Source organism: Pseudomonas glycinae, assembly GCF_001594225.2.
GTDB lineage: Bacteria > Pseudomonadota > Gammaproteobacteria > Pseudomonadales > Pseudomonadaceae > Aquipseudomonas > Aquipseudomonas glycinae.
Window position 1 is genome coordinate 4,568,136 of record NZ_CP014205.2, and the last position, 24,157, is coordinate 4,592,292.

24 protein-coding genes are annotated in these 24,157 nt (G+C 62.2%); 13 read left to right on the top strand and 11 right to left on the bottom strand.

Translation table 11 applies throughout. The features are described 5' to 3' along the window. Positions 1-226 precede the first annotated feature (226 nt). The 3 genes from nhaA (at position 227) to AWU82_RS20880 (ending at position 2,988) form a co-directional block, all read left to right on the top strand. Positions 227-1,411 carry a Na+/H+ antiporter NhaA gene (gene nhaA, locus AWU82_RS20870; protein WP_064382936.1) on the top strand — a complete coding sequence of 395 codons (1,185 nt, stop codon included), beginning with the start codon at positions 227-229 and terminating at the stop codon, positions 1,409-1,411. Between the two features lie 119 nt (positions 1,412-1,530). After that, on the top strand, positions 1,531-2,718 hold the full coding sequence (locus AWU82_RS20875; RefSeq protein WP_064382935.1) for an S-type pyocin domain-containing protein: 1,188 nt from the start codon (positions 1,531-1,533) through the stop codon (positions 2,716-2,718). Positions 2,719-2,736: 18 nt separating this feature from the next. Next, a complete protein-coding gene (locus tag AWU82_RS20880) occupies positions 2,737-2,988 on the top strand; it encodes a pyocin S6 family toxin immunity protein (protein ID WP_011332788.1) in 252 nt (83 codons plus the stop codon). A gap of 64 nt (positions 2,989-3,052) precedes the next feature. Here AWU82_RS20880 and AWU82_RS20885 read toward each other — a convergent pair whose 3' ends face one another. Next, positions 3,053-3,517 carry an outer membrane lipoprotein gene (locus AWU82_RS20885; protein WP_007969461.1) on the bottom strand — a complete coding sequence of 155 codons (465 nt, stop codon included), beginning with the start codon at positions 3,515-3,517 and terminating at the stop codon, positions 3,053-3,055. A 165-nt stretch (positions 3,518-3,682) separates the two neighbouring features. On the opposite strand from AWU82_RS20885, the gene AWU82_RS20890 reads away from it, so the two are divergent. Next, entirely contained in the window at positions 3,683-3,919 is a 237-nt protein-coding gene (locus AWU82_RS20890) for a hypothetical protein (RefSeq protein ID WP_064382934.1), read from the top strand. Positions 3,920-3,924: 5 nt separating this feature from the next. Here AWU82_RS20890 and pdxH read toward each other — a convergent pair whose 3' ends face one another. The 5 genes from pdxH to dinG all read right to left on the bottom strand — a co-directional run bounded on the left by pdxH (position 3,925) and on the right by dinG (position 11,788). Further along, positions 3,925-4,572, bottom strand: coding sequence for a pyridoxamine 5'-phosphate oxidase (gene pdxH / locus AWU82_RS20895; protein ID WP_064382933.1), 648 nt, complete (start codon positions 4,570-4,572; stop codon positions 3,925-3,927). A 24-nt stretch (positions 4,573-4,596) separates the two neighbouring features. Then, entirely contained in the window at positions 4,597-5,703 is a 1,107-nt protein-coding gene (locus AWU82_RS20900) for an OmpA family protein (RefSeq protein ID WP_064382932.1), read from the bottom strand. A 113-nt stretch (positions 5,704-5,816) separates the two neighbouring features. Further along, complete coding sequence (locus tag AWU82_RS20905; RefSeq protein ID WP_011332785.1) at positions 5,817-6,962, bottom strand: EstA family serine hydrolase; 1,146 nt, start codon at positions 6,960-6,962, stop codon at positions 5,817-5,819. Positions 6,963-7,067: 105 nt separating this feature from the next. Further along, a complete protein-coding gene (locus AWU82_RS20910; RefSeq protein ID WP_064382931.1) occupies positions 7,068-9,548 on the bottom strand; it encodes a beta-galactosidase in 2,481 nt (826 codons plus the stop codon). Between the two features lie 95 nt (positions 9,549-9,643). Continuing rightward, a complete protein-coding gene (gene dinG / locus AWU82_RS20915) occupies positions 9,644-11,788 on the bottom strand; it encodes an ATP-dependent DNA helicase DinG (RefSeq protein ID WP_064382930.1) in 2,145 nt (714 codons plus the stop codon). Between the two features lie 99 nt (positions 11,789-11,887). Between dinG and AWU82_RS20920 the strand changes: the two genes are divergently transcribed. Next, positions 11,888-12,352: a CopD family protein gene (locus AWU82_RS20920; protein WP_064382929.1), complete on the top strand. Its 465-nt coding sequence runs from the start codon at positions 11,888-11,890 to the stop codon at positions 12,350-12,352. A 142-nt stretch (positions 12,353-12,494) separates the two neighbouring features. Here AWU82_RS20920 and AWU82_RS20925 read toward each other — a convergent pair whose 3' ends face one another. From AWU82_RS20925 to AWU82_RS20940, 4 genes are all read right to left on the bottom strand, one after another. After that, a complete protein-coding gene (locus AWU82_RS20925) occupies positions 12,495-13,253 on the bottom strand; it encodes a hypothetical protein (RefSeq protein ID WP_064382928.1) in 759 nt (252 codons plus the stop codon). Next, the gene (locus AWU82_RS20930; protein WP_064382927.1) at positions 13,246-13,524 is read right to left on the bottom strand and encodes a DUF1145 domain-containing protein; all 279 of its coding nucleotides are present in this window, start codon (positions 13,522-13,524) and stop codon (positions 13,246-13,248) included. Before AWU82_RS20930 ends, AWU82_RS20925 begins: the two co-directional genes overlap by 8 nt. Positions 13,525-13,686: 162 nt before the next feature. Further along, positions 13,687-14,409, bottom strand: a complete 723-nt coding sequence (locus AWU82_RS20935) for a PA1041 family peptidoglycan-binding anchor lipoprotein (RefSeq protein WP_064382926.1) — start codon at positions 14,407-14,409, stop codon at positions 13,687-13,689. 89 nt (positions 14,410-14,498) lie between these two features. Further along, on the bottom strand, positions 14,499-15,194 hold the full coding sequence (locus AWU82_RS20940; RefSeq protein ID WP_011332779.1) for a PA1041 family peptidoglycan-binding anchor lipoprotein: 696 nt from the start codon (positions 15,192-15,194) through the stop codon (positions 14,499-14,501). A 199-nt stretch (positions 15,195-15,393) separates the two neighbouring features. Here AWU82_RS20940 and AWU82_RS20945 point away from each other — a divergent pair, with 199 nt between their 5' ends. The 4 genes from AWU82_RS20945 to AWU82_RS20960 are packed head-to-tail and all read left to right on the top strand — an operon-like array spanning position 15,394 to position 17,113. After that, a complete protein-coding gene (locus tag AWU82_RS20945) occupies positions 15,394-15,891 on the top strand; it encodes a DUF6231 family protein (RefSeq protein ID WP_011332778.1) in 498 nt (165 codons plus the stop codon). A gap of 4 nt (positions 15,892-15,895) precedes the next feature. Further along, entirely contained in the window at positions 15,896-16,372 is a 477-nt protein-coding gene (locus AWU82_RS20950) for a YchJ family protein (RefSeq protein WP_064382925.1), read from the top strand. Positions 16,373-16,403: 31 nt separating this feature from the next. After that, positions 16,404-16,904: an LEA/WHy family protein gene (locus AWU82_RS20955; protein WP_064382924.1), complete on the top strand. Its 501-nt coding sequence runs from the start codon at positions 16,404-16,406 to the stop codon at positions 16,902-16,904. A gap of 5 nt (positions 16,905-16,909) precedes the next feature. Next, a complete protein-coding gene (locus AWU82_RS20960) occupies positions 16,910-17,113 on the top strand; it encodes an SEC-C metal-binding domain-containing protein (RefSeq protein WP_003198420.1) in 204 nt (67 codons plus the stop codon). 146 nt (positions 17,114-17,259) lie between these two features. On the opposite strand, the gene AWU82_RS20965 is transcribed toward AWU82_RS20960, so the two are convergent. Then, entirely contained in the window at positions 17,260-17,817 is a 558-nt protein-coding gene (locus AWU82_RS20965; protein WP_064382923.1) for a cysteine hydrolase family protein, read from the bottom strand. Positions 17,818-17,964: 147 nt separating this feature from the next. On the opposite strand from AWU82_RS20965, the gene AWU82_RS20970 reads away from it, so the two are divergent. The 4 genes from AWU82_RS20970 to AWU82_RS20985 all read left to right on the top strand — a co-directional run bounded on the left by AWU82_RS20970 (position 17,965) and on the right by AWU82_RS20985 (position 24,129). Beyond that, entirely contained in the window at positions 17,965-18,609 is a 645-nt protein-coding gene (locus AWU82_RS20970; protein WP_064382922.1) for a glutathione binding-like protein, read from the top strand. Positions 18,610-18,821: 212 nt separating this feature from the next. Next, positions 18,822-21,272: a penicillin acylase family protein gene (locus tag AWU82_RS20975; protein WP_064382921.1), complete on the top strand. Its 2,451-nt coding sequence runs from the start codon at positions 18,822-18,824 to the stop codon at positions 21,270-21,272. Positions 21,273-21,409: 137 nt separating this feature from the next. Next, positions 21,410-22,444 carry a ligase-associated DNA damage response exonuclease gene (locus tag AWU82_RS20980; RefSeq protein WP_064382920.1) on the top strand — a complete coding sequence of 345 codons (1,035 nt, stop codon included), beginning with the start codon at positions 21,410-21,412 and terminating at the stop codon, positions 22,442-22,444. Further along, positions 22,441-24,129 carry an ATP-dependent DNA ligase gene (locus AWU82_RS20985; RefSeq protein ID WP_064382919.1) on the top strand — a complete coding sequence of 563 codons (1,689 nt, stop codon included), beginning with the start codon at positions 22,441-22,443 and terminating at the stop codon, positions 24,127-24,129. The genes AWU82_RS20980 and AWU82_RS20985 overlap by 4 nt, the downstream gene beginning before the upstream one ends. The last annotated feature ends 28 nt before the right edge of the window (positions 24,130-24,157 follow it).

Consider the following 24,157-nt stretch of genomic DNA (forward strand, 5'->3'; position numbering starts at 1 on the left):
ATCGGGCAAAAATGCCTTCACAGGCTCAGCCCCAAGCTTAGGAAAAAACCTACAGCACCGACAGATACAGCTGAACTTCAATACCTTGGGCAACTGCTAGGCTCTCCTGCACGTTGGCCGGCGCCCTGTAACCATATATAACAAAAAAGAATATAACTTTTGTTTTAACAACTAACGGTACGGGTTAGGGTGTGCCACCTTTTGACTTTATCGATGGAGAGCGACCTTGCCTCTGCGTAGCACTTTCACGCGTTTCTTTCAGTTGGAAGCTGCCAGCGGTCTGTTACTGATCGCCGCAGCCATCCTGGCTCTAATCATCAACAACTCGCCGCTGTCGTGGTTGTACAACGGCCTGCTCGACACGCCGGTGGTGGCGCAGATCGGCGCGTTGAAAATCGCCAAACCCCTGCTGCTGTGGATCAACGACGGCCTGATGGCGCTGTTCTTCCTGCTGATCGGCCTGGAAGTGAAGCGCGAAGTGCTCGACGGTCAGTTGTCTAAACCGTCGCAGATCGTCCTGCCCGGTGCGGCCGCAATTGGCGGCATGCTGGTGCCGGCGCTGATCTACTGGTTCCTCAACCGTGACAACCCGGCAGCCCTCGACGGCTGGGCGATTCCGACCGCCACCGACATCGCCTTCGCCCTTGGCGTGCTGGCCTTGCTCGGCAAGCGGGTGCCGGTGTCGCTGAAGCTGTTCCTGATGACCCTGGCGATCATCGATGACCTTGGCGCGATCGTGATCATCGCGATTTTCTATTCCGGCGAGCTCTCGACCCTGTCGCTGGGCCTCGCGGCCGCGTGCATCGCGGCGCTGGTAGCGATGAACCGGCTCGGCGTGGTCAAACTCGGGCCGTACATGATCATTGGTTTGATCCTCTGGGTCTGCGTACTGAAGAGCGGTGTCCACGCGACGCTGGCCGGCGTAACCCTGGCGTTCTGCATCCCGCTGCGCACCAGGAATGCCGAGCCTTCGCCGCTGCTGACCCTCGAACACGCGCTGCACCCGTGGGTGGCCTACGGCATTCTGCCGCTGTTCGCCTTCGCCAACGCGGGTCTGTCGCTGAGCGGCGTGACTGTCGAGAGCTTCACCCACCACGTGCCGATGGGCATCGCCGTCGGCCTGCTGCTGGGCAAGACCCTCGGCGTGTTCGGCCTGACCTGGCTCGCCGTAAAAATCGGCATCGCCGCCCTGCCTCAGGGCGCCAATTGGGGCCAGGTGCTGGGCGTGGCGATCCTCTGCGGGATCGGCTTCACCATGAGCCTGTTTGTCGGCTCACTCGCCTTCGTGCCGGGCTCCAGTGAATACGCCGGGATGGACCGGATGGGCATTCTCACCGGGTCGGTGTTTGCGGCATTGATCGGTTATGCGGTGACGTTGGCGGCGAGCAGAACGAACACCGCGTTGCGATAGCCGTAGCGAACAATCCCCACGTCTTTAGAGATACGTCCTACAGCCACGATTTTCCTGCTTCGTTAACTTCGTGCAGCCCCTTTCGAGGGGCTGCCGATGCATGAACGAAAGGACAATCAGTGGCTGTTCAAAAGGTCATTCCCCGGGTTCCCAACCCACCGGCGGGCGACGGGCATCACGTCTCCTACCGCTATATGACGGCTACCGAACTGGCCGATCAGCAAGACCGACAAGACAAGTACGACGCCATGCTGGCGAGACAGGACGCCTTCGAGCGCAGCCGTGAGGTCGCGGTGAACAAGCCTGAGCCGGTGCGCGCGGGCTGCGTATTCGCCAAGTCTTGCAAGCTGCCGGACGCGATCATCGATTACTCGAATCCTGCGGGGATGGTGCCGACTGACAGCCTGAAGGATTACGGCGAGCTGATTTTGCTCGGTGGCCGTGAGGCCAATGACAGCGGTGGGGTTGAACTCAAGAAAATCAGCGGCACTGCCATTCCTGCGGGGCTGGGCACTTTTGCCCTTGCCAGTGAGGCGGTCAAGGGATTGCCCGCGATGGCCTCTGCAGCCGTCATCAGCCCGTTGCTCGGGCTGGTGGCGATGTTCATGCCCTCGAACCTGGGCGATAGCGCGCTCTATACCGAAGACCAGTTACTCGCCCTCAAACAGGCCCGAACCCGCGTGCGCTTGCGTGTTGAACAGCAGGCCGATGGCAGCCTTAAGGGTTACGGCTTCTATACCGGCAAGAATCGCGACTGGGAGATGGTTGATGTCGTGCAGTTCGCGGCACGCGATAGCCGGTTTGTTGCAGACCTTGGTGAAGGTGTTGAGCTGGTCTGGACGCCTGCTGTGGACGGTTCCGACATCCTCGGTATTCCTGCACTGGAGGCTGCTCCGCAGGCGCCGCATATCTGGGTGTATCCGCCGACGAAAGCGGCGGACGGGATTCTGGTGAATCCGGTTTATCCACCGGAGTATCGGGATTTCATATTGGTGTTTCCGGCGGAGTCCGGGGTTCGGCCGCTGTACATTGTTGTCAGCAAACCTGGAGACCATAAGTACTACGATGATCCCGAAACGCTTCCTGCGTTCCCCGACACTCAAAGGGTGAAGTCAAAGGCCTCAGTGCGAGGTGGTGGAAAAAAGAGAGCCCGCTGGCTTGATGGAAAAGGCCGGATATATGAATGGGACTCCAAAACCGGCGCTATAGAGCTGTACGACAAGCTGGGAATTCATTTGGGAGAATTCAATCATTTGACGGGAGAGCGAACAAAAAAAGCAAAGCCAGGCAGAACGACTCCCAGATAACTCACTGAAGAGAGAAAGATGCGCTATTTATCGATCACCGGATTTTTCCCGGATGAGAAGCAGGATGACTCATTGCAATTCGAGCTCAAGGTAAAAGATTACGAACTGAGCCAAGCATTAGCGCAAATCACTGAATCCAAAACTCTTGAGGAAGTTGAACCAGGAGAGCTGGAGATGACTGAAAGTCAGGTCAGGCAGGCGTCAGAGCTTTTGAAAGTCGACTTTCCGAAAGGCCTGGAATATTTCATTGGCACTCGGGCGGGCTCGTAAACAACCAATAAAAAAACCCCGACCAGTCACCTGATCGGGGTTTTCTTTTACCGCTCGTTCGCGATTAGTGCGAAACGCGGCTGGTCCCGCCAACGGTGGAAATCCGTACCCGCTCACCCACGCGGAACACTTCATTCTCCTGCACTTGCTGCACGTAGGCGCGCATGCTGCCGTCGTCTTCACGTACGGTGATTTCAACACCTTGAGTGCGGGTCAGGCCTTCTTCAGTGGCCGAACCGATCAGGCCGCCGGCCACGGCACCGATAACGGCTGCAACGATGCTGCCTTTGCCGCCGCCGATGGCACTGCCGCCAACACCGCCAACCACTGCACCGGCAGCACCACCGATCGGGGTTTTGGTGCCTTCGATTTTCACCGGACGCAGGGATTCGATGGTGCCCATGCGAATCGTCTGCACGCGACGCGCTTCGTCACGGGAGTAGGAGTCACCGGTCAGGCTCGACTGGCAGCCGGTCAGCAACATCGCCATCGTGGAAAAGGAAGCAACCAGCAGAACAGACTTACGCATAGCATCAACTCCAAAGGACAGGTATTCATTAAACTCCGCAGCTTGACGCCTGTCACGGCGTCGCCCGGATAAAGTTGCTTTCATTCAGGCCCGGTACAGGCACCCGCGAACTCCCCAACAGTAGCGCCAAATTCCATTTCCTGCGCCGCCGACCCAAGGATTTCCATGGATTACTTCATCATTGTCGTCACCACAGCCGCCGGCCTGTACTTCCATTGGTGGCTGTATGTGCGGATCAAACGCTGGATGGATCGCGATCTGGCATTGTCACTGGCCGGCAAGGATGAAGGCAAACGCGCGTTCATGCTCGAACGTCTGGAGCAGGCTCAGGCGCAGAAGATCAAGCGCCGGGACCTGCCGAAGTGGCTCCAAGCCGCTGCGGCAGACTATCCCGCTCGGTAGACTGCTCAGGGTGCCAGACGTTCAAGAATCCAGTTGGCGCCCTGCACACGGTAGTTGAGGCGATCGTGCAGGCGGCTCGCGCGGCCCTGCCAGAATTCCATGCGCTCGGGGAGCAAGCGGTAGCCACCCCAGTGTTCCGGGCAGTGAGGCTGAGTGTCGGTGAAGCGTTGCTCGGTCGCCTTGAGCAAATCTTCCAGCTCACCCCGGCCGTTGATCACCCGGCTCTGCGGTGAAGCCCAGGCGCCGAGTCGGCTCCCCAGCGGTCGCACCTGATAGTACGCATCCGACTCTTCGGGCGTGACCTTCACCACCCGCCCTTCGATCCGCACCTGGCGCTCCAAAGTCGGCCAGAAGAATGTCATGGCAGCAAACGGGTTCGCCGCCAGATGCTGGCCCTTGGCACTTTCGTAGTTGGTGAAGAAGGTGAAGCCCTGCTCGTCCAGCCCCTTGAGCAGCAGAATGCGGCAATGCGGACGGCCATTCGCATCCACCGTGGCCAGGGTCATGGCGTTGGCTTCCACTGGCGCCTGTTCGGTTTTCACCGCTTCGGCAAACCACTGGTGAAACAACGCAAAGGGCTCCGCCGGGGCTTGCGCCTCGGTCAGGCCATCCCGGGTGTAATCACGACGCATATCTGCCAGAGACTGGGTCACGGCGCATTCCTTTTCGTTAGCGGATCACTTTTTAGTGGTATCGGTCGCAGCGACTTTCTTGTCGGTTGCGGCGGCTTTGGCGGGCGCGGTCTTTTTCGCCGGAGCCTTGGCCGGGGCCTTTTTCGCTGGAGCCTTGGCAGCAGCTTTCTTGGCCGGAGCCTTTTTGGTGGCCGGTACAGCGGCTTTCTTAGCAGCCGGCGCCGGAGTCACCGGTTTGGCGGCAGGCTTGACGTCCTGGGCGGCGACCATCGTCACTGGCTTAGGTGCTGGCATGTTGTATTTGCTCAGCAGCGCGACCATGGTGTTTTGCGGCGTCACCAGCAGTTCGACGCGGCGGTTCAGGGCACGGCCTTCAACGCTGTCGTTGGCAGCACGCGGTGCTTCGGAGCCCATGCCGCGCAGCATCAGGCGGTCACGCTGCAGACCACTGAGACGGAAAATTGCCGCCACGGCCTGGGCGCGTTCCTGGCTCAGCTTGATGTTGGCCGGAGCGGCACCGGTGGTGTCACTGTGACCGAGCACCAGTACGGCGGTTTTCGGGTCGGCTTCAAGGATTTTCGCCACGCGGGTGAACGGGCCGAGGGTCACTGGCAGCAGCATCGCCGGACGATCCGGGTTGAACGAGCCTTCCACTGGCGCGGTCACGACCAGCACGTTTTCACGGCGTTCGAGTTGCAGGTTGCTGTCCTTGATCGCGGTGCGCAGGCGCGGTTCGTAGTCATCCAGCCACGCTTGGGTCACTTTCGGATCGGGCATCGGCACGACTTTGGCAGTGCCCTGCTCCTTGCCACCAAACGGCCACCACCATTTGCCACCCTTGTCGGCCTCTGCCTTGGCGACTTCGACCGGTTTTGCTTCGGGCTTGGCTTCAGCTTTCACTTCTGGCTTGGCTGCCGCCGAGTCGTCCGAGCCAAACGGCCAGTACCACGGATTGCTGCTCTCGGCCTTGGCCACAGGCGCGGTGGCGGCCGGTTTCAATGGGGCAGGCGCCGGAGCCGGCTCCTTGGCTGCAACTTTGTCGGAAGAACCGAACGGCCACCAGCTGCCGCCATCGGCATCGTTCTTCGGAGTCTGTGCACAACCGGTGATTGCGAAACACAGGGCCAGGGCGAGAGTTTGTTTGGACGACATTGGAAACCCACAAAAATAATTAGTGAACAATCAGAGGACTTTCGCCCGGATAAACAGACGCTTTGAAACGAAAATCGCCATGAGGTTCCGGCCCTGGAACCTCGGACGACGCTTTACAGACAAGTGGCTAGTACCCGCGCCAGCTTCTGCGCGCGCGGATCCATCAAGACGTACGGCCCCAGGGTATTTGTCACAAATCCGAAGGCCACATCGTGCTCCGGATCAGCAAAACCGATGGAACCGCCCGCCCCCGGATGGCCGAATGCACGCGGGCCGAGGCCGTAGGTGGCGTTCGGCACGTCGGGTTGATCGAGCATGCAACCGAGACCGAAACGGGTGCGGGTCAGCAAGGTCTTGTCCTCGCCGAGGCTGTGTTCGCGGGTCAGTTCGTCGAGCATTTCGCTTTCCAGCAGGCTGCCGTCGAGCAGACCGGCGTAGAACCCGGCGAGGCTGCGGGCATTGCCGTGGCCGTTGGCCGCCGGTTGCTGCATGCGTCGCCATTCCGGTTTGTTGGTGCTGGTGAGCACCGACGGCGGATTGGTGAAGGCCCGGGTGGTCATGGCCGTTGGCTCGCGCATGGTCACTTGCAGCAAGCGTTGGGCGGCAGCGTCGCCAGTGTTGCCCTTGCCGCGAGCGATGTGCGCCACACGATGGAATTCTTCGTCGGCCAGACCGACATGGAAATCCAGCCCCAGCGGTTTGGCGACCCGCGCCACAATGGACTCCCCCGGCCCGCGACCGTCGGCACGCCGCAGCAATTCGCCGATCAGCCAACCGTAGGTGATCGCGGCATAACCGTGACCGGTGCCCGGCGTCCACCACGGTGCTTCGGCGGCGAGGGCGTCGACCATGGTTTGCCAGTCGTACAGCGCTTCAGGCGCCAACAGCTCGCGCAGGGCCGGCAGACCGGCCTGATGGCAAAGCAGTTGGCGCAGGGTGACGGACTCCTTGCCGGCGGCGGCGAATTCCGGCCAGTAACGGGCGACCGGCGCATCGAGCTGCAACTTGCCTTCGGCAACCAGTTGCAGCGCGGTGACGGCGGTGAAGGTCTTGGTGCAGGAGAACAGGTTGGCGATGGTGTCGCTGTGCCAGGCCTCGGCGCCGTCCTTGTCGGCGGTACCGGACCAGAGGTCGAGGACGGTTTCACCGCCGACCCGGATGCACAACGCGGCGCCGCGTTCCTGGGGATCGTCGAATAGTGCGGCGAAGGCTTCGCGCACCGCTTCGAATTGAAGCTCGTAATGTCCCTGAATCTGCACCCGCAACTCCCCCGCGAAAACGCTCTACAAAGTGGCCCGCATTGTTCCAGCCCAAGAGGCTTTTGGGAACCGCTGCGGGCCGGGCGGTCTTCAGGTTTTGAATGATCAGTGACCGTTGCCGGAATGCCCGCCTGCATGGCCTGCGCCCTGCCCCGGGCCTTTGCCGGCGTCAGCCTTGCGGCCGCCTTCGGTTTCGTGGCCGGCCTTGTCCGCTGCGGCAGCCGCTTTCTGCGCCTCTTTGCTCAACTGATCGACGGTCGCCAGGTTGCTTTTGCGCACCGCTTCGACAAAGCCCTGAAACGGCAGATCAGTGACTCCGACCAGACCAAAGTGACCGTTCTCGCCATCGAGCAGGCGCCCGGTCACCGGTTGGTCCAGATACTGGAACCAGTGCACGCCAACAATCGACGGTTCGCTCAGCGCCTGTTTGAGGAAGTTGGCGTAGGCCGGGCCGCGATCTTCTTCCTTGCTTAACGGGGTCACGCCGCCCCAGAACGGGCCACGGTCGGTGGAGCCGAAGTTGAATTCGGTGATCAGCACCGGTTTGTCGAGGTTGCGCAGCGCGGCGAAGTCATAACCGTCCTGCGGTTGCAGGGTGTACATGTTGAAGCTCAGCACGTCGCAATACTGGGCGCAGGACGCCACGGCTTCCGGGGTGCTGGTGGCGAAACGGCCGCCGAGCAGCAACTGGTTCGGCGCGTGCCATTTCAGCGAGTCGGAAATGGTCTTGAAGTAAGTGTCGGCGAAGACCTTCTGGAAGTATTTGAAGTCGGCTTCGATTTCCGGATGCTCAGGATTCGGCAGCGGCGCCTCGAAACCCGGGTCTTCCATCAATTCCCATGCCGGCAGATCAATGCCCCAGGCCTTCGACAGCCCCGCCTGATTGCGGTACTTGTCGCGCAACTGCTTGAGGAATGCGCGTTTGGCCGGAACGTCGGTGGTCATTTTCAAGGTGCCGTAGGCCAGCGCGTAACGGGATTTCGGATCATCGCCGGGGCCGGCCCAGGCCAGTTCGTTGTCGGCGAAGTAGCCGATCAGCCACGGATCATCACGATGATCGCGGGCGGCAATGGCCACGGCACGCTCGGTGGCCATGGCAAAACGCGGATCGAACGGATCAGGCATGCCGCCCCACCAGTCGGTACCGGTGCTGATGCTGGTGTAATCGCCGACGATCGACAGCGGCAAGGTGTACGGCATGCGCTCCGCGTTACCGAGGACGGGGGCGCTCCAGTTACCGACGGTGTTGAAGCCCCAGGCTTGCAGGCGATCAAGGGTGTGGCTGGCCCACTTTTGCTCGTCGACGGTGTTTTTGCACGGCGTCGCGACACTTTGCCCGCTGGTGGCTGCCGACTCGGCGACCCCGGCTTTCGGCTGTTCGGAGGCGGCTACCGGTGCACTGGCGTTGGTTGCCGCCTCTTCGGCGGCGCCAGCCTTGGCGGCTTCGGCGACACCGGCCTTGTTGCCGCTATCCGGGATGCATGGCTCGCCATAAAGGCGCTGAAGGTTGGCGCCGTAGAAGTCGTACCAACGCCCGAAGTTGTAGCCACGGCCCTGATCGGCGCCGTTGCCGCCACGGTTATCACCCTCGCCGAAGTGGCTGGCCAGCGGCTCTTCCGGTTTTGGCAGGGATTCGAACATGTACTCGCGGCCGGCCACGTAGGTCTGGTTGACCTCGGGGCTGACGGTGTTCACGCCCAGGGAATAGAACGGATGGCCCTCGGGCGTCACCAGATACCAGCGGCCGTCACGTTTCTCAGTGCGGAAGAAACCGCTGGCCTTGAACGCCGGGCCTTTGCTCCAGCCACCGAACTTGTCCAGCGAGGACTTTTCGCGCTCGGCCAGCCAGGTGCTCAGTTGTTGCTGTTCTTTGGCGGCGGCGGATTTCAGTTGTTCGTCATTGGCGACTTTCTCCGGCCACTTGCCGCGAGTCGATTGGCCATAGGCGTCCACCAGATTGCCGTAGGCGGATTTGATCACCTCGCCTTCGTCCTGCACGCCAAAGCGCTCGAGCAGCAGACTTTGCGCGGCTTTCGGCTGATCCATCGACAGGCTGACCGACACCACCTGGCTGCGATCCAGCTCACCGCTGCTGCTCGCCAGCAGGATGCGCTGCCCGTCGATCATCATCGGCATCACCGGCCCGGCTTTCATGCCCTGACTCAGTGGCGAGGTCGCGGTCAACGGCACGAGCAAGGTCTGCGCCGAGCCGGCCGGCAGGTCAACGCGGCTGACCAGGGTCTTGCCGTCATTGCTCTGGATTTGTACGTAGACGGTCACCGCCCAGTTCATCGCGCTCTGGATGCGCAGGCTCATCATCCCGGACTGCGACCAGTCCCAGGCACCGGTCTGCGGGGACAGACGCAAGGTCGGGCGGGCCGTCGGATTGAACGTCACCCGCCGCAGCACTTCGCCTTCGGGGGTCTGCTCGGCGTTGGCTTGCGGCAGGTCGGCGTTTTCGGTCGCCACTTTCACCACATCGGCGGGGCGGACAAAGTTGAACAGGGTCTGCTGGCCAGCAGGTGCCGCCAGCAAGGGGCCAGCGAAAACCAGGGCAAAAACGGCAGGCAACGAACGACGAATCATGAGAACGGAATTCTCCCTAACGACCCGCAAGGGCCAATGGAAAAGCAGTGACAGAGAGATAGACAGCGCGGCGGGCAAAACTGCCCACCGATGTCTCAGGATATTTCACGACGGAAAGGAGGCAACGCATTGAGGATCGCCTTGCCGTAGCGCTGGGTGACCAGCCGCCGATCCAGCAAGGTGATGGTGCCGCGGTCTTCTTCGGTGCGCAGCAGACGACCGCAGGCCTGAACCAGCTTCAGCGAGGCGTCGGGCACGGAGATTTCCATGAACGGATTGCCGCCCCGGGCTTCGATCCATTCCGACAGTGCGGCTTCGACCGGATCGTCCGGCACCGAGAACGGGATCTTGGCGATCACCACGTGTTCGCAGTAGGCGCCCGGCAAGTCCACGCCCTCGGCAAAACTGGCGAGGCCGAACAGTACGCTGGAATCGCCGCCATCAACCCGCGCCTTGTGCTTGTTCAGGGTTTCCTGTTTCGACAGGTTGCCTTGAATGAACACTTGCTTGCGCCAGTCGCGGTCGAGGCCGTCGAACACGTCCTGCATCTGTTTGCGCGACGAGAACAGCACCAGACTGCCGCACGAGCCTTCGACCAGTTCCGGCAGGTCGCGGATGATCGCGGCGGTGTGGGCGGCGGCATCGCGCGGGTCGGCCTTCAGGTCCGGCACCCGCAACACGCCGGCGTCGGCGTGATGGAACGGGCTCGGCACCACGGCGGTGACAGCTTTTTTCGGCAGACCGGCGCGCATGCGGAAACGGTCGAACGTGCCGAGTGCGGTCAAGGTCGCCGAAGTCACCAGACAGCCGTAGGCCACGTTCCACAGGCTGCGGCGCAGAGTTTCCGCGGCGAGGATCGGGCTGGCGTTGACCTCGATGTCGAACAGCGAACCGCTTTCGGCCAGGGTCAGCCAGCGGGCCATCGGTGGGTTGTCTTCCGGGTCTTCGGCGGTGAACGCGGTCCACAGCTCCCAGTTGCCGGAGGCACGGGACAACAGGCTGCCGAACAGTGGGTACCATTCTTCGGCCTGATTGCTGGCGATGCCGATGTTGACCTCGCCGTCCATGCCTTCCTTGAGCAGATCGGTCAGGCGGGTGAACAGGTCGTTGAGGCGGGCAAAGCCTTTTTTCAGCTCGATGCCCATCTCGCGCATGTGTTCCGGAATCACCCCGCCGATGAAGCGATGACGCGGACGTTCGCGGCCTTCGACGTCTTCACCGGGCTTGAAATCGGCGATCTGTTCGCAGGCAGTGAACATGAACTGCTGCTGGGTCTTGATCTCCCGCGCCAGCTCCGGCACCTGCTCGATCAGCTTGCCGAGGTCGCCCGGCAGCGGGTGCTGGGCCAGCAGCTTGGTGAGGTTCTTGGCGGTGGTTTCCAGCCAGTCGGCGGTGGAACGCAGGCGCGTGTAGTGGGCGAAGTGACCGATGGCCTTGTCCGGCAGGTGATGGCCTTCGTCGAACACATAGATGGTGTCGCGCGGATCGGGCAAGACTGCCCCGCCGCCCAGCGCCAGATCGGCCAGCACCATGTCGTGGTTGGTGACGATCACGTCGACCTTGCCCATGCCTTCGCGGGCCTTGTAGAAGGCGCACTGACCGAAGTTCGGGCAATGACGGTTGGTGCACTGGCTGTGATCGGTGGTCAGGCGCGCCCAGTCTGCGTCTTCCAGCGCGTTGGGCCAACTGTCGCGGTCGCCGTCCCATTTATTGCCGGCAAGCTTCTCGATCATGCTGGTGAACAGCTTCTGGCTGGCCTCATCGACCTCGATCTTGAAGCCTTCTTCTTCGAAAAGCTGGGCTGTGGCGGTCTGCGCATGGCCTTCCTGCAACAGCATGTCGAGCTTGGACAGGCACATGTAGCGGCCACGGCCCTTGGCCAGGGCGAAGCTGAAATTCAGCCCGCTGTTGCGCATCAGGTCGGGCAAGTCCTTGTAGACGATCTGCTCTTGCAGGGCGACGGTGGCGGTGGCGATCACCAGGCGTTTGCCGGCCAGTTTCGCCGTCGGGATCGCCGCCAGGCTATAGGCCACGGTTTTGCCGGTACCGGTGCCGGCTTCCACCGCGACAATCGCGGGGTCGCCACTGCGCCGGCCTTCGTCGTCGGTGTCGATATCCCCGAGGACCTTGGCAACTTCAGCGATCATCAGGCGCTGGCCATAACGCGGTTTGAGGCTCTTGGCCTCTAGAAAACGCGAGTAGGCGCCCTGGATCGTGGTTTTGAGTTCAGTGCTGATCATTGAGTGTCGGGCGCAAAAAACGCTGGATAAATTTTCAGTGGTTCGGATGGGGGGCTATCATACCCCGCGAATCAATCCTGCGCAGATCGGAGTACCCCAATGACACCTTTTAGCCTCGTTTACCCCATCCATGTACTGGCCGCGCTGGTGTGGGTCGGCGGCATGTTTTTCGCCTGGATGGTGCTGCGCCCTGCAGCGATGAAGGCCCTGGACGGCCCCGGGCGCCTGACGCTCTGGGTGGAAGTGTTTCAAGGTTTTTTTCGTTGGGTGTGGGGGGCGGTGATTCTGCTGCCGGTGACCGGAGTGGGCATGCTGCACCTGCAACACATCGCCTTCGATAACGCGCCGCGCTATGTACAGGTGATGATGGGGTTGTATGTGGTGATGACCGCGCTGTTCATCCGGATTCAGGCCTTGATGCTGCCGGAACTGCGCACGGCGGTGCAGGCGAAGGACTGGCCGGCCGGTGCGGCAGTGCTGGGGCGGATTCGCAAGGTGGTGGGGTTCAATCTGCTGGTCGGGGTCGTGCTGGTGGCGGTGGCGGCTGCGCGGCCCTCGTTCTGACAAGCGCGTTTTACCTGATCGTTCCCACGCTCTGCGTGGGAATGCAGCCCGTGACGCTCCGCGTCACTGGACGCGGAGCGTCCCTTGAGGCATTCCCACGCGGAGCGTGGGAACGATCAACGTAGAGGGTAGGTGCAATCGATTACAAGCGCTGTACGGTGACAGACCCCGCCGCACCCGCAGGCCCCGGCTGCCCGTCGGCCCCCGGTTTGCCGCTCTTGCCGCCATCGGCGCGATAGACCAGGCAGCCCTTGGACTTGCCACCCGCCCCCGGTTTGCCGCCAGGACCGGCCGGGCCACCGGCACCGCCGGCAACTTCGACCTTGATCAACTCGGCCGGAAACTCGCGCGGTACTTCAAGACGCACCAGTGCGCCCGGTGCACCCGGCTGACCGTCGCTGCCGTTGCTGCCATCAAAACCGTGCCCCGCCTGACCCCAGGTGCATCCCGGCTCTTGACCGTTAGCGCCATCAAGACCGACAAACCCCGGCGCACCGGTGCCGCCACGGGCATCGACCACCAGTTTCGGCGCATTCAACGCCTTGAATTGCAGATTCAGATTGCGCCCGGCGCGGGCGGCTTTTTCGTAGGTGCCCGGGGCACCACGGGCGGTGATCTGGCTGCCCTCGGCGAGCTCAGCGCGGATGACTTTCATATCCAGCGCCTGTTCGCTTGGCACAATGGCAATGCGCGCCTCATGGCCCAGTCGCAATTCGCCGACACTCAGCTCGGTCACGTTCGAGGGAATCAGCAAGGTGCCGTAATCGGCGACCACCAGTTTCTCCAGTTGCAAGGTGCTGGCGGTGTTGGGCAGACGCATCAGGGAATTGGTTTCGACGCTGACCACCTGGGCGCAGGCCAATGGACTGATGAATGCAGCGAGCAGGCAGAGTTTACGCATGGGAAGCCTCCGGAGCGGCCGGGGCCGGGATGGTTTGCAGGTGGAAAACGCCGAACAACAGGATGCGGCCGCGATCACGCCAAGGGTGCGGACGGCCCTTGAGGCTGCGATTGCACAGCAGCACTTCGAGCACATGGATCGCCAGCAGCAGACCGCCGGCCAGATTGACCAGCAGGTGCAGCGGATGAACAAACGGCACCAGCTGATTGGCCAGCACCACGCAGCAGAACAGCAGGGTCAACAATCGCCCCAGCCCAAAGAACACCTTCATACGCTCCCCCGTGTTGCGAATTATTCTTTGGGCGCACAGTAACGGCTTCTGCAGGGGATAAGCCAGAGGGAAAAATGAAAAAAACCGATCCACCGCCGGATGGCTGCCGGTTCGACGATGTTCATCGACCGACAGCTCTAGCCTGCGGACTACAGACGCATCCTAACGATTGATGTGCAGTTCCACCCGACGGTTTTGCGCACGCCCCTCGTCCGTGTTGTTATCGGCGACCGGTTCGCTCTCGCCACGCCCTTCACTGGTGAGTTTGTCCGGCGCCAGGCCCTGGCTCAGCAAATACTCCGCCACACTGCTGGCGCGGCGCTCCGAAAGTGCCTGGTTATAAGCATCCGAACCCTTGCTGTCGGTGTGACCGATGACTTTGATGCTCACCACGTCGGCATTGCGCAGTTTGTCCATCAGCGTGTCCAGCTGGCTTTTAGCGGCCGGTTTCAGATCGGACTTGTCGAAGTCGAACAGCACGTTGCCGGCATCGTTGAGGGTGATGACTTCGGTTTGCGGGGCCGGTTCGGCGGGTTTCTCGGTGACCGGGTATTGCGGCAGCGGACAGCCACGGTGGTCGACCGGGGTGTTGGCCGGGGTATCGGGGCAACGGTCGCGGCGATCGAACACGCCGTCGTCGTCTTCATCGCCATCCTGGGCATAGCAGATCAATCCGCCGGTGAGGATCCCCAGCGCAGCGCCACCGCCGGCCCAACCGCTGCTTTCGAGCGCGCCGAGACCGCCGCCGACCAGTCCGCCAATAAGGCTGCAGATCGGCCAGGTACGTTGATTGAGGGGAGCGGTGCCATCGCTGTGGGTGGCGCAACCGGTCAACAGGCTGCCCAGCAGCAGAACCGGCAAGACGGACCTTGTAAGAACACTCATCGTTAAAGCTCCTGTGTCACCGGCCCATACCGGTTACACAGGAGTAAAGACCCGCATCCGCGACTGCACAAGCCGCGGATGCGAGGGGGCTAGCGGTTGATTTTGATTTCGGTACGACGGTTCAGCGCGCGACCGTCGGCAGTTTTGTTGTCTGCCACCGGCTGGCTTTCACCGGCACCGGTCACCGACACGAAGCTGCTTTGCGGTACGCCGCTTTCGACCAGGTACTTGACCACCGAGTGCGCGCGGCGATCCGACAGTTTCTGGTTGTAGGCATCGCTGCCGACGCTGTCGGTGTGGCCGGTCACGGTCAGTTGCGCCGTGCTGGATTCCTGTTTCAGGCGCGAAGCGACTTTATCCAGGACCAGCTTGTCAGCCGGGGTCAGCGTGGCCTTGTCGAACTGGAAGTGAACATCGCGGATGACAATGGTTTCTTCCTTGACCACTACAGCTTCTTCGACCACTGGCGCAGGGGCTGGTGGAGGGCAGCCGTCAGCATCGACCTGTACGCCTTTAGGCGTGCCCGGGCACTTGTCGCGACTGTCCGGCACACCATCGCCGTCTTCGTCGCCATCACCGTGAACCCAGCAATAGGCTGCTGCCGTACCGCCGACGAGTAACGCGCCATACCCCGCCCATGCGGAGCTTTCGGTCGCGCCGAGACCCGCACCGACGACACCACCGACTGCCGCACAGGTCGGCCAGTCGGTTTTCTGCAAACCTGCGCAACCAGTCAACACACTGGTTAGCAGAACCAAGGGTAATGCTGTCCGAACTATGCTCATCTAGTTTTCTCCTGAGGGATCGGCTTAGAACCGATTCAGGGAGTAAAGACCGGAGTTTTAATCTCCGCCAGCAATAGGCCATTGCTGTTTGTGCGCCTGTTCACGGGACTTCGACGAATTTGCCGCAAACCCGCAGGACAGAGATCTAGGCCTTGGCGTCCGGGCAGGCTAGTCTTGGCGCTCTGATTGAGGAGCTTCGATGAACGTCGCCATTTCTTCCCGCACGCCACAGCAGGCATTGGCCGCCCTGCTCGACCGCTACGCCCCGGCACGTCTGCTGCTGATCGGCGCCAGCGAGTTCCCGGCGCTGGCTGCCTTCAAGGAAGCGCACCCGGACACCTGCGTCGCGCACGCCGCGCCCGGTGCGTTGCCGGCGGAACTGGCGGCCCGGCGTTTCGACCTGGCGCTGGTGGTCGATTGCCTGGAACATTTGCCCAAGCGTGACGGCCTGAATCTGTTGGGCGGGATCCGCAACCTCAACGCCAGCCGCATCGCCGTGCTGGCGGATCTGCCGGCCAGCGGCTGGCAGGAGACCGATTTTTACTCACTGGCCCTGCAGGCCAGCGAACGCTTCGCCCGCGACGAGCAGGTACTGACACTCTTCACCTACGATCTGCTTGACTACAAACAAGTCCCCGACTGGCTCAACTCACGGTTCTGGGCCAATCCGGAAAACTTCGGGAAATACTGGTGGTAATGCAATGAGTACAGCCATTTGCCCCTGCGGCAGCGGCAACCTGCTGGATGCCTGCTGCGGTCACTATCACGCCGGCCACCCGGCCCCGTGCGCCGAAGCCCTGATGCGTTCGCGCTACAGCGCCTACGTGCTGGGCCTGATCGATTATCTGGTGGCGACCACCCTGCCCGCCCAGCAAGCGGGGCTGGATCGCCAGTCGATCAGCGACTGGAGCGCCCAGAGCACCTGGCTCGGTCTGGACGTGGAAAGCTCGGAAGTGCTCGGCGGTCAGCCGGAACACGCGTTCGTCACCTTCACCGCACGCTGGCATGACGGTCAGGGCGAACACAGCCACCGCGAACGCTCGTCGTTCGTGCAGAACAGCGGGCGCTGGTACTTCATCGACCCGACCGTGCAACTGAAGCTGGGCCGCAACGACGCCTGCCCGTGCGCCAGCGGCCAGAAGTTCAAGAAATGCTGCGCGGGGTATTTCGGCAGCTGAAGCTAGACTGGGCAGCAAAGGGAGTTAAACCATGCTCGGTCATTGGCGCACATTTCAGGCTTTCTCACTGCTCATGCTCTTGGGGATCAGCTTCTCGGGGCTCGGCGGCTGTGCGTCGTGGTTTACCGACGACACCCGCGACCCCGCCGTGCACCTGGTGAAAGTCGAAGTGGTGCGCGCCAAGTTGCTGGAACAGAAATTCATTCTGCACTTTCGCATCGACAACCCCAACGACAGCGACCTGACCGTGCGCGGTCTGGAATACCGCATACACCTGGCCGACATGCTGCTGGCCGAAGGCGAGCACGAACACTGGATCACGGTGAACCCCAAAAGCAGCGCGTTTTACAAGGTGCCGATCCGTACCAACCTGTGGCCGAAGGTCAAAGAGGTGGTGAAAATGCTGAAAAACCCCAACCAGCAGATTCCCTACCGACTGGAGGGCGAGATGGAAACCGGTTTATTCATCGCGCACTACGTGCACCTGGCGCGCAATGGCGTGATAATCCCCGCCGATTTGATTACGGAGTGACCCCGATGACCCAGCAACCTCATGTCCATGGCCCAGACTGCAACCACGATCATGACCATCACCATGATCACGACCATGGCCATGTCCACGGCCCGAACTGCGGCCACGCCCACCAGGAACCGGTGCGCAACGCCCTGAAAGACGTTGGCCGCAACGACCCTTGCCCATGCGGCAACGGCAAGAAATTCAAGAAGTGCCACGGCGCTTGATGCCTTGGGCGGAGAGCATCTTCGCCTGAGATACCGCCTTCGTGAGCAAGCTCGCTACCACAAGGATCGCGCTCCATCAGGAGCAACTCGGTCGAATGTGGGAGCTGGCTTGCCAGCGATGAGGCCGGCGCACTCCCCGATCAGTATCAGACTGCCTCAAGAATCCCGGCACTGCTGACCACCGTCGCATACTCCCCGTGCAGATTCCCCAGCGACATCGCATGCACCTCCTCAGCCGAACGCAACGTGCCGAAATAGTCGGCCTTGTCGAAGGTAAAGCACGCATCCTCCGCCACCCACGCGTCAAACCCCAGATTGCCCGCCGTGCGCGCCGTGGATTCCACCGAGTTGTTCGTCGCCACGCCGACAATGATCAACTGTCCCATCCCCGCCTCACGCAACTTCGCCTCAAGCGCCGTCGCACAAAACGCATCCGGCACCTGTTTCTGAATCAGCCACTCGCCGTCCTGCGGCAGAAACCTTTCCTGAAAATCCACGCCTGACTGCTCGGGCCAGAACACCGAATCCGGCGAGCGCGACAAGTGCTGCACGTGGATCACCGGCCGACCGCTGCGCCGCCAGAAGTTCAGCACGTCGAGGATTCGTTCTTCGGCCAACGGATTATTCCGCCGCCCCAGACGCGGCTGCAGAATGCCTTTTTGCTGGTCGATGATGATCAGTGCAGCGTTGGCCTGAAGCTCCATGGCGATTTTTCTCACGCGGGGTCATTGAATTTCCCGTACTTGAGCATCACCTCCTGTGACTAAGCAAGCTATCGAACGCACACAGGACAACCTGAAGCCGGCGTTTGCTGTCCGCACGCAAGCCATTTTCCTGATTTGGAGCTTTCCATGATCGACCTGTATTACTGGACCACGCCCAACGGCCACAAGATTTCCCTGTTCCTCGAAGAAGCGGGCCTGCGTTACGACGTGCACCCGATCAATATCAGCCAAGGCGAGCAGTTCCAGCCGCACTTTCTGAAAATCGCCCCGAACAACCGCATCCCGGCCATCGTCGATCATGAGCCGGCCGATGGCGGCGAGCCGTTGTCGCTGTTTGAGTCCGGGGCGATCCTGCTGTACCTCGCGGAAAAGACCGGCAAGTTCCTGCCCAAGGATCTGCGTGGCCGCCAGGTGGCGCTGCAATGGCTGTTCTGGCAAATGGGCGGGCTGGGGCCGATGGCCGGGCAGAACCATCATTTCAGCCAGTTCGCGCCGGAAAAAATCCCCTACGCGATCAAGCGCTACGTCGATGAAACCGCCCGTTTGTACGGGGTGCTGGACAAGCAACTGGCCAACAATGAGTTCGTCGCTGGCAGCGAATACAGCATCGCCGACATGGCGATCTACCCGTGGATCGTCTCGCACAAATGGCAGAGCCAGAACCTCGAAGACTTCCCGAACGTGCAGCGCTGGTTCAACCACATCAAGGATCGCCCGGCGACCGTGAAGGCCTACGCGCTGGTGCAGAAGATCAATCCGCCGAAGTCCTGACCTGCCTTGATCGTTCCCATGTAGAGGCGTCGAACCGTCCGCGTGGAATTGGGCCGCAGAGCGACCCGGGCTGCATTCCCACGCATAGCGTGGGAACGATCTGCGTGAGCGGTAAGAAATAACCGCTCGCCCCGCTTGCGCGGCCCCCTCCTGCTCACTAACGTAGCGGCTTTATTGCGCCCCCAGCCTCTACACCCCGCAGGAGCTTTGCCATGGCCTCGCCAGCCCTTTCACATTTTCTTCCCCGGTTCGGCGTTGCCGCAGCAGTGGCCGGTGTTCTGAGCCTGACCGGTTGTCAGACCTGGAACGCCCAGGACACCCTCCCGCCGACCTCCGGTGTGCAGCCGCTCAAGGGCCTGGCGCAGAACGTTTCGGTGCGCCGCAATGCCATGGGCATGCCGCTGATCGAAAGCAACAGCTTCCACGACGCACTGTTCGCCCTCGGTTACGTGCACGCCAGCGACCGGATCAATCAGATGGTCACCCTGCGCCTGTTGGCTCAGGGCCGTCTCGCGGAAATGTCCGGTTCGTCGATGCTCGACGCCGACCGCTACATGCGCGCCGTCAACCTGAAGAAAAGCGCCGGCGAGCTGTACAAGGCTTCGTCGCCACGGCTCAAGCGTTTCTTCGAAGTCTATGCCCGGGGCGTCAACGCCTACCTGTTCCGCTACGCCGACAAACTGCCGGGGGATCTGGCTTCCAGCGGCTACAAGCCTGAATACTGGAAACCGGAAGATTCGGCGCTGATTTTCTGCCTGCTGAACTTCAGCCAGTCGGCCAACCTGCCGGAAGAAATCGCTTCGCTGGTGTTGGCGCAGACCGTGACCAACGACAAACTGGCGTGGCTGACCCCGTCCGCTCCCGACGAAAACCTGCCGCTGGCCGAGGCCGACAAGCTGCAAGGCATCAAGCTCAACGGGCAGATTCCGGGGCTCACAGAGCTGAGCAACGCCAGCGAACAATTGGCCGCCCTCAACCTGCTGGGCACTCAGTCGTCGAACAACTGGGCCATCGCCCCGCAGCGCAGCCGCAGCGGCAAGAGCCTGCTGGCCAGCGACAGCCATGGCCCGCTGGCCGCGCCGTCGCTGTGGAGTTTCGTGCAGATTCGCGCGCCGAAATACCAGGCCGCCGGCGTGACCGTGGCCGGTCTGCCGATGGTACTCGGCGGTTTCAACGGCAAAGTGGCGTGGAGCCTGACCAGCGTGCTCGGCGATAACCAGGACCTGTTCCTGGAAAAAATCCGTCGTCAGGGCAGCACGTTGTCCTACGAGGTCAACGGCAAGTGGCAACCGGTTGCGGTGCGCAACGAAACCTACTTCGTCAAAGGCCAGCGGCCGATTCGCGAAGCGGTGTACGAAACCCGCCATGGCGCGCTGCTCAACAGCACCCAGGCTGCCGCTCAGGGCGCAGGCTTTGGCCTGGCCTTGCAGACGCCGAGCTTCACCGACGACAAATCGCTCGATGCGTTTTTTGATCTGAGCCGCGCCCAGAACGTTGAGCGCGCCTCGGACGCCAGCCGGGAAATCCGCGCCATCGCGCTGAATCTGGTGTTCGCCGACGCCAGCAACATTGGCTGGCAAGTCACCGGGCGGTTCCCGAACCGTCGGGAAGGTGAAGGCCTGCTGCCGTCGCCGGGCTGGGAAGGTCGCTACGACTGGGACGGTTACGCCGACCCGATGCTGCACCCGTACGATCAGGATCCGGCCCAAGGCTGGCTCGGCACCGCCAACCAGCGGGTCATTCCCCATGGCTACGGCATGCAACTGTCCAATTCCTGGGCGGCGCCGGAACGTGGCGAGCGCCTGGCCGAACTGGCCGGCAGCGGCAAGCATGACGGTCGCAGTGTGATTGCCATGCAGTACGACCAGACCACCACCTTCGCTGCCAAACTGAAGAAAATGTTCGAGGCACCGGGCATGGCGCAGCCGCTGAAACAGGCGATCGACGCACTGCCGGAAGCCGAGCGCAGCAAGGCCCGCGAAGCCTATACCCGCTTGATGGCGTTCGACGGCAAGCTCAGCCCGACCTCCGCCGACGCGGCGATCTACGAGCTGTTCCTGCAGGAAAGCATGAAGCAGATCTTCCTCGACGAGCTCGGCCCGCAGAGCAGCCCGGCGTGGAAAGCGTTTATCGCCAATGGCGACCTGTCCTACGCCGCCCAAGCCGATCACTTGCTCGGCCGCGAAGACAGTCCGTTCTGGGACGACGCCCGCACCCCGCAAAAAGAAGACAAACCGGCGATCCTCGCCCGCAGTCTGGCGGCAGCGATCAGCGCCGGCGACAGCCAATTGGGCGGCGACCGCCGGGCTTGGCAGTGGGGCAAACTGCACCGTTACGAGTGGAAGAATGCCAACGGCCAGACCGTTCGCGGGCCCATCGCAGCGGGCGGTGACCATACCACCCTGAACACGGCGGCATTTGCCTGGGGCCAGGACTTCAACACCACACGTGCGCCGTCGATGCGCTTTATCGTCGACTTCGGTCAGAGCGAACCGCTGATGGGGCAGAACGGGACGGGGCAATCCGGGAATCCGGTAAGCCCGAACTACCTGAACGGCATCGATCCGTGGCTTAAGGGGCAGTACATCGGCTTGCCGATGCAGCCGCAGAACTTTGACCGGGTGTATGGCAAGACGCGGTTGACGCTTACCCCCGGCAAGTAAATCCCCACCTGATCGTTCCCACGTCGAGGCGTCGAACCGTCCGCGTGGGAACGATCATGCGACAGTTCAGAAAAACAATAGAACTTCTGACTTCGCGCCAACCTCATAGCTAACAAGTCTTCCATTCCGGTAACGCCATGGACCTTGTTATCGCCCGCCCCGAAGGTTTGTACTGCCCCGCCGGGGATTTCTATATTGACCCGTGGCGACCCGTCGAGCGCTCGGTCATCACTCATGCCCACGGCGATCATGCCCGTGGTGGCAACCAGCATTACCTGGCCACCAGCGCCGGCGAAGGGATTCTGCGCGCGCGTCTGGGCCAGGACATCAACCTGCAAACCCTCGACTACGGCCAGCGCCTGACCCACCACGGCGTCACCTTGAGTTTTCATCCCGCCGGCCATGTGCTCGGCTCGGCCCAGGTGCGGCTGGAATACGGCGGCGAAGTCTGGGTCGCGTCCGGCGACTACAAGATCGAACCGGACGGCACTTGCGCGACGTTCGAACCGGTGCGCTGCCACACCTTCATCACCGAATCGACCTTCGGCCTGCCGATCTACCGCTGGCAGCCGCAGGCGCAGGTATTCGCCGAGATCAATCAGTGGTGGCAGGCCAACATCGAGGCCGGCAAGGCCAGCGTGCTGTTCTGCTATTCGTTCGGCAAGGCCCAGCGGATTCTCCACGGCATCGATGAGACCCTCGGGCCGATCCTCAGCCACGGAGCGGTCGAGCCGCTGAACCGCGTGTACCGCGAGGCCGGGGTCTACCTGCCACCAACGATCTACGCCGGCGAGGTGAAAAAGAACGACCCGATGATGCGCCAGGCGCTGGTCATCGCCCCGCCTTCGGCCGGCGGCAGCAGCTGGATGCGCCGCTTCGGCGATTACAGCGACAGCTTCGCCAGCGGCTGGATGCGCTTGCGCGGCCCCCGTCGGCGGCGCGGGGTCGATCGCGGTTTCGTGCTCTCGGATCACGCCGACTGGCCCGGCCTGCTGTGGGCCATCGAACAGACCGGCGCCGAACGGGTGATGGTCACCCACGGCTCGATTGGCGTCCTGGTGCGCCATCTGCGCGAAAAAGGGCTGGACGCACAAGGGTTCAACACCGAATACGGTGACGATGAGGAAGAGCTTCCTGCCGCCACGCCCGCCGTTGCCGAGGTACAACCATGAAAGACTTCGCCGGGTTGTACGCCGAACTCGACGCCACCACCTCCAGCAACGCCAAACTGGCGGCCATGCAGACCTACTTCGCCCAGGCGCAACCGCAGGATGCCGCTTGGGCGGTGTACTTCTTGTCCGGCGGGCGGCCGCGGCAACTGGTGCCGGTGCGGATCCTGCGCGATCTCGCGGTCGAAATGTCCGGGTTGGCGCCATGGCTGTTCGAGGAGAGCTATCAAGCGGTCGGCGACCTGGCGGAAACCATCTCGCTGGTGTTGCCGGAACATCCATACACCTCCGAGGCCGGCCTCGCCGAATGGATCGAAGACAAACTGCTGCCCCTGCGCGGTGAAACCCCCGAATACCTCGCCCGTCAGTTGCCCGCACTGTGGGCGCAACTGGATCGGCCGAGCCTGATGCTGTGCATCAAATTGATCACCGGCAGTTTCCGGGTCGGCGTATCCAAACTGCTGGTGACCCGCGCCCTTGCCTCCATGGCCGGGCTGGACAGCAAACGCGTGGCACAAAGACTGGTGGGTTATACCGACCTGTCCAACCGGCCGAACGCTGCCGCTTACCTGAAACTGATCGCCCCCGAATCCAGCGAAGAGCACGCCCAACGCGGCGGCCAGCCCTACCCGTTCTTCCTCGCCCACGCGCTGGCGCAACCGGTGGAAACCTTCGAGGCCCTGCTCGGGCCGCCGAGCAACTGGCAGGTGGAATGGAAGTGGGACGGCATTCGGGCGCAGGTGGTCAAGCGTGACGGAAAATTGTGGGTCTGGTCGCGCGGCGAGGAGTTGGTCACCGAGCGTTTTCCCGAATTCGACACGCTGCTGCACGGATTGCCCGATGGCACGGTGATCGACGGCGAAATCGTGGTCTGGAAAAACCAGCGCCCGGTCACCGAAGACGCTTTCGATCCGCAGTCGACAGAGGCCCCGGCGGTGCAACCCTTCGCGCTGTTGCAGCAGCGGATCGGCCGCAAGTCGTTGGACCGCAAAATCCTCGAAGACGCGCCGGTGGTGGTACTCGCCTACGACTTGCTCGAATGGGAAGGCGAAGACTGGCGCAATCAGCCTCAGGCCAAGCGTCGTGAGCAACTGGAGCAGGTCATCGCCCGCTGCAACAACCCGGTGCTGCTACCCTCGCCGATCCTGACGGGAGATGACTGGTTTGACCTCGCCCGTCAGCGCGAGGCCTCCAGGCGCCTGGGAGTCGAAGGCATGATGCTCAAGGCACGGGACGCGATGTACGGCGTCGGCCGCACCAAGGACATGGGCGTGTGGTGGAAATGGAAGGTCGATCCGTTCAGCGTCGACGCGGTGTTGATTTACGCCCAGCGCGGTCACGGTCGCCGCGCCAGCCTTTACAGCGATTACACCTTTGCGGTGTGGGACGGCCCGCCCGGTGCCAGTGCGCGGGCGCTGGTGCCCTTCGCCAAGGCCTATTCCGGGCTGACCGACGCGGAAATGCGCGAAGTCGACAGCATCGTGCGCAAGACCACCGTGGAAAAATTCGGCCCGGTCAGCAGTGTGAAACCGAGCCTGGTGTTCGAACTGGGCTTCGAAGGCATCGCCCTCTCCCGTCGGCACAAGAGCGGCATCGCCGTGCGCTTCCCGCGCATGTTGCGCTGGCGTCAGGACAAAACCGTTGACGAGGCCGACAGCCTGGCGACCCTGCAAAACCTGTTGGTCTGACTCCTTCCCCCGATACTCCCCCTCACCC

Bases quoted from the DNA above. Each gene is read 5' to 3' on its own strand.
- AWU82_RS20900 (WP_064382932.1), bottom strand. From the start codon at position 5,703: ATGTCGTCCAAACAAACTCTCGCCCTGGCCCTGTGTTTCGCAATCACC.
- AWU82_RS20960 (WP_003198420.1), top strand. From the start codon at position 16,910: ATGACCCAGCAACCTCATGTCCATGGCCCAGACTGCAACCACGATCAT.
- AWU82_RS20930 (WP_064382927.1), bottom strand. From the start codon at position 13,524: ATGAAGGTGTTCTTTGGGCTGGGGCGATTGTTGACCCTGCTGTTCTGC.
- AWU82_RS20970 (WP_064382922.1), top strand. From the start codon at position 17,965: ATGATCGACCTGTATTACTGGACCACGCCCAACGGCCACAAGATTTCC.
- AWU82_RS20940 (WP_011332779.1), bottom strand. From the start codon at position 15,194: ATGAGCATAGTTCGGACAGCATTACCCTTGGTTCTGCTAACCAGTGTG.
- AWU82_RS20935 (WP_064382926.1), bottom strand. From the start codon at position 14,409: ATGAGTGTTCTTACAAGGTCCGTCTTGCCGGTTCTGCTGCTGGGCAGC.
- AWU82_RS20945 (WP_011332778.1), top strand. From the start codon at position 15,394: ATGAACGTCGCCATTTCTTCCCGCACGCCACAGCAGGCATTGGCCGCC.
- AWU82_RS20880 (WP_011332788.1), top strand. From the start codon at position 2,737: ATGCGCTATTTATCGATCACCGGATTTTTCCCGGATGAGAAGCAGGAT.
- dinG (WP_064382930.1), bottom strand. From the start codon at position 11,788: ATGATCAGCACTGAACTCAAAACCACGATCCAGGGCGCCTACTCGCGT.
- AWU82_RS20965 (WP_064382923.1), bottom strand. From the start codon at position 17,817: ATGGAGCTTCAGGCCAACGCTGCACTGATCATCATCGACCAGCAAAAA.
- AWU82_RS20955 (WP_064382924.1), top strand. From the start codon at position 16,404: ATGCTCGGTCATTGGCGCACATTTCAGGCTTTCTCACTGCTCATGCTC.
- AWU82_RS20925 (WP_064382928.1), bottom strand. From the start codon at position 13,253: ATGCGTAAACTCTGCCTGCTCGCTGCATTCATCAGTCCATTGGCCTGC.
- AWU82_RS20885 (WP_007969461.1), bottom strand. From the start codon at position 3,517: ATGCGTAAGTCTGTTCTGCTGGTTGCTTCCTTTTCCACGATGGCGATG.
- AWU82_RS20985 (WP_064382919.1), top strand. From the start codon at position 22,441: ATGAAAGACTTCGCCGGGTTGTACGCCGAACTCGACGCCACCACCTCC.
- AWU82_RS20950 (WP_064382925.1), top strand. From the start codon at position 15,896: ATGAGTACAGCCATTTGCCCCTGCGGCAGCGGCAACCTGCTGGATGCC.
- AWU82_RS20975 (WP_064382921.1), top strand. From the start codon at position 18,822: ATGGCCTCGCCAGCCCTTTCACATTTTCTTCCCCGGTTCGGCGTTGCC.
- AWU82_RS20890 (WP_064382934.1), top strand. From the start codon at position 3,683: ATGGATTACTTCATCATTGTCGTCACCACAGCCGCCGGCCTGTACTTC.
- AWU82_RS20980 (WP_064382920.1), top strand. From the start codon at position 21,410: ATGGACCTTGTTATCGCCCGCCCCGAAGGTTTGTACTGCCCCGCCGGG.
- AWU82_RS20910 (WP_064382931.1), bottom strand. From the start codon at position 9,548: ATGATTCGTCGTTCGTTGCCTGCCGTTTTTGCCCTGGTTTTCGCTGGC.
- AWU82_RS20920 (WP_064382929.1), top strand. From the start codon at position 11,888: ATGACACCTTTTAGCCTCGTTTACCCCATCCATGTACTGGCCGCGCTG.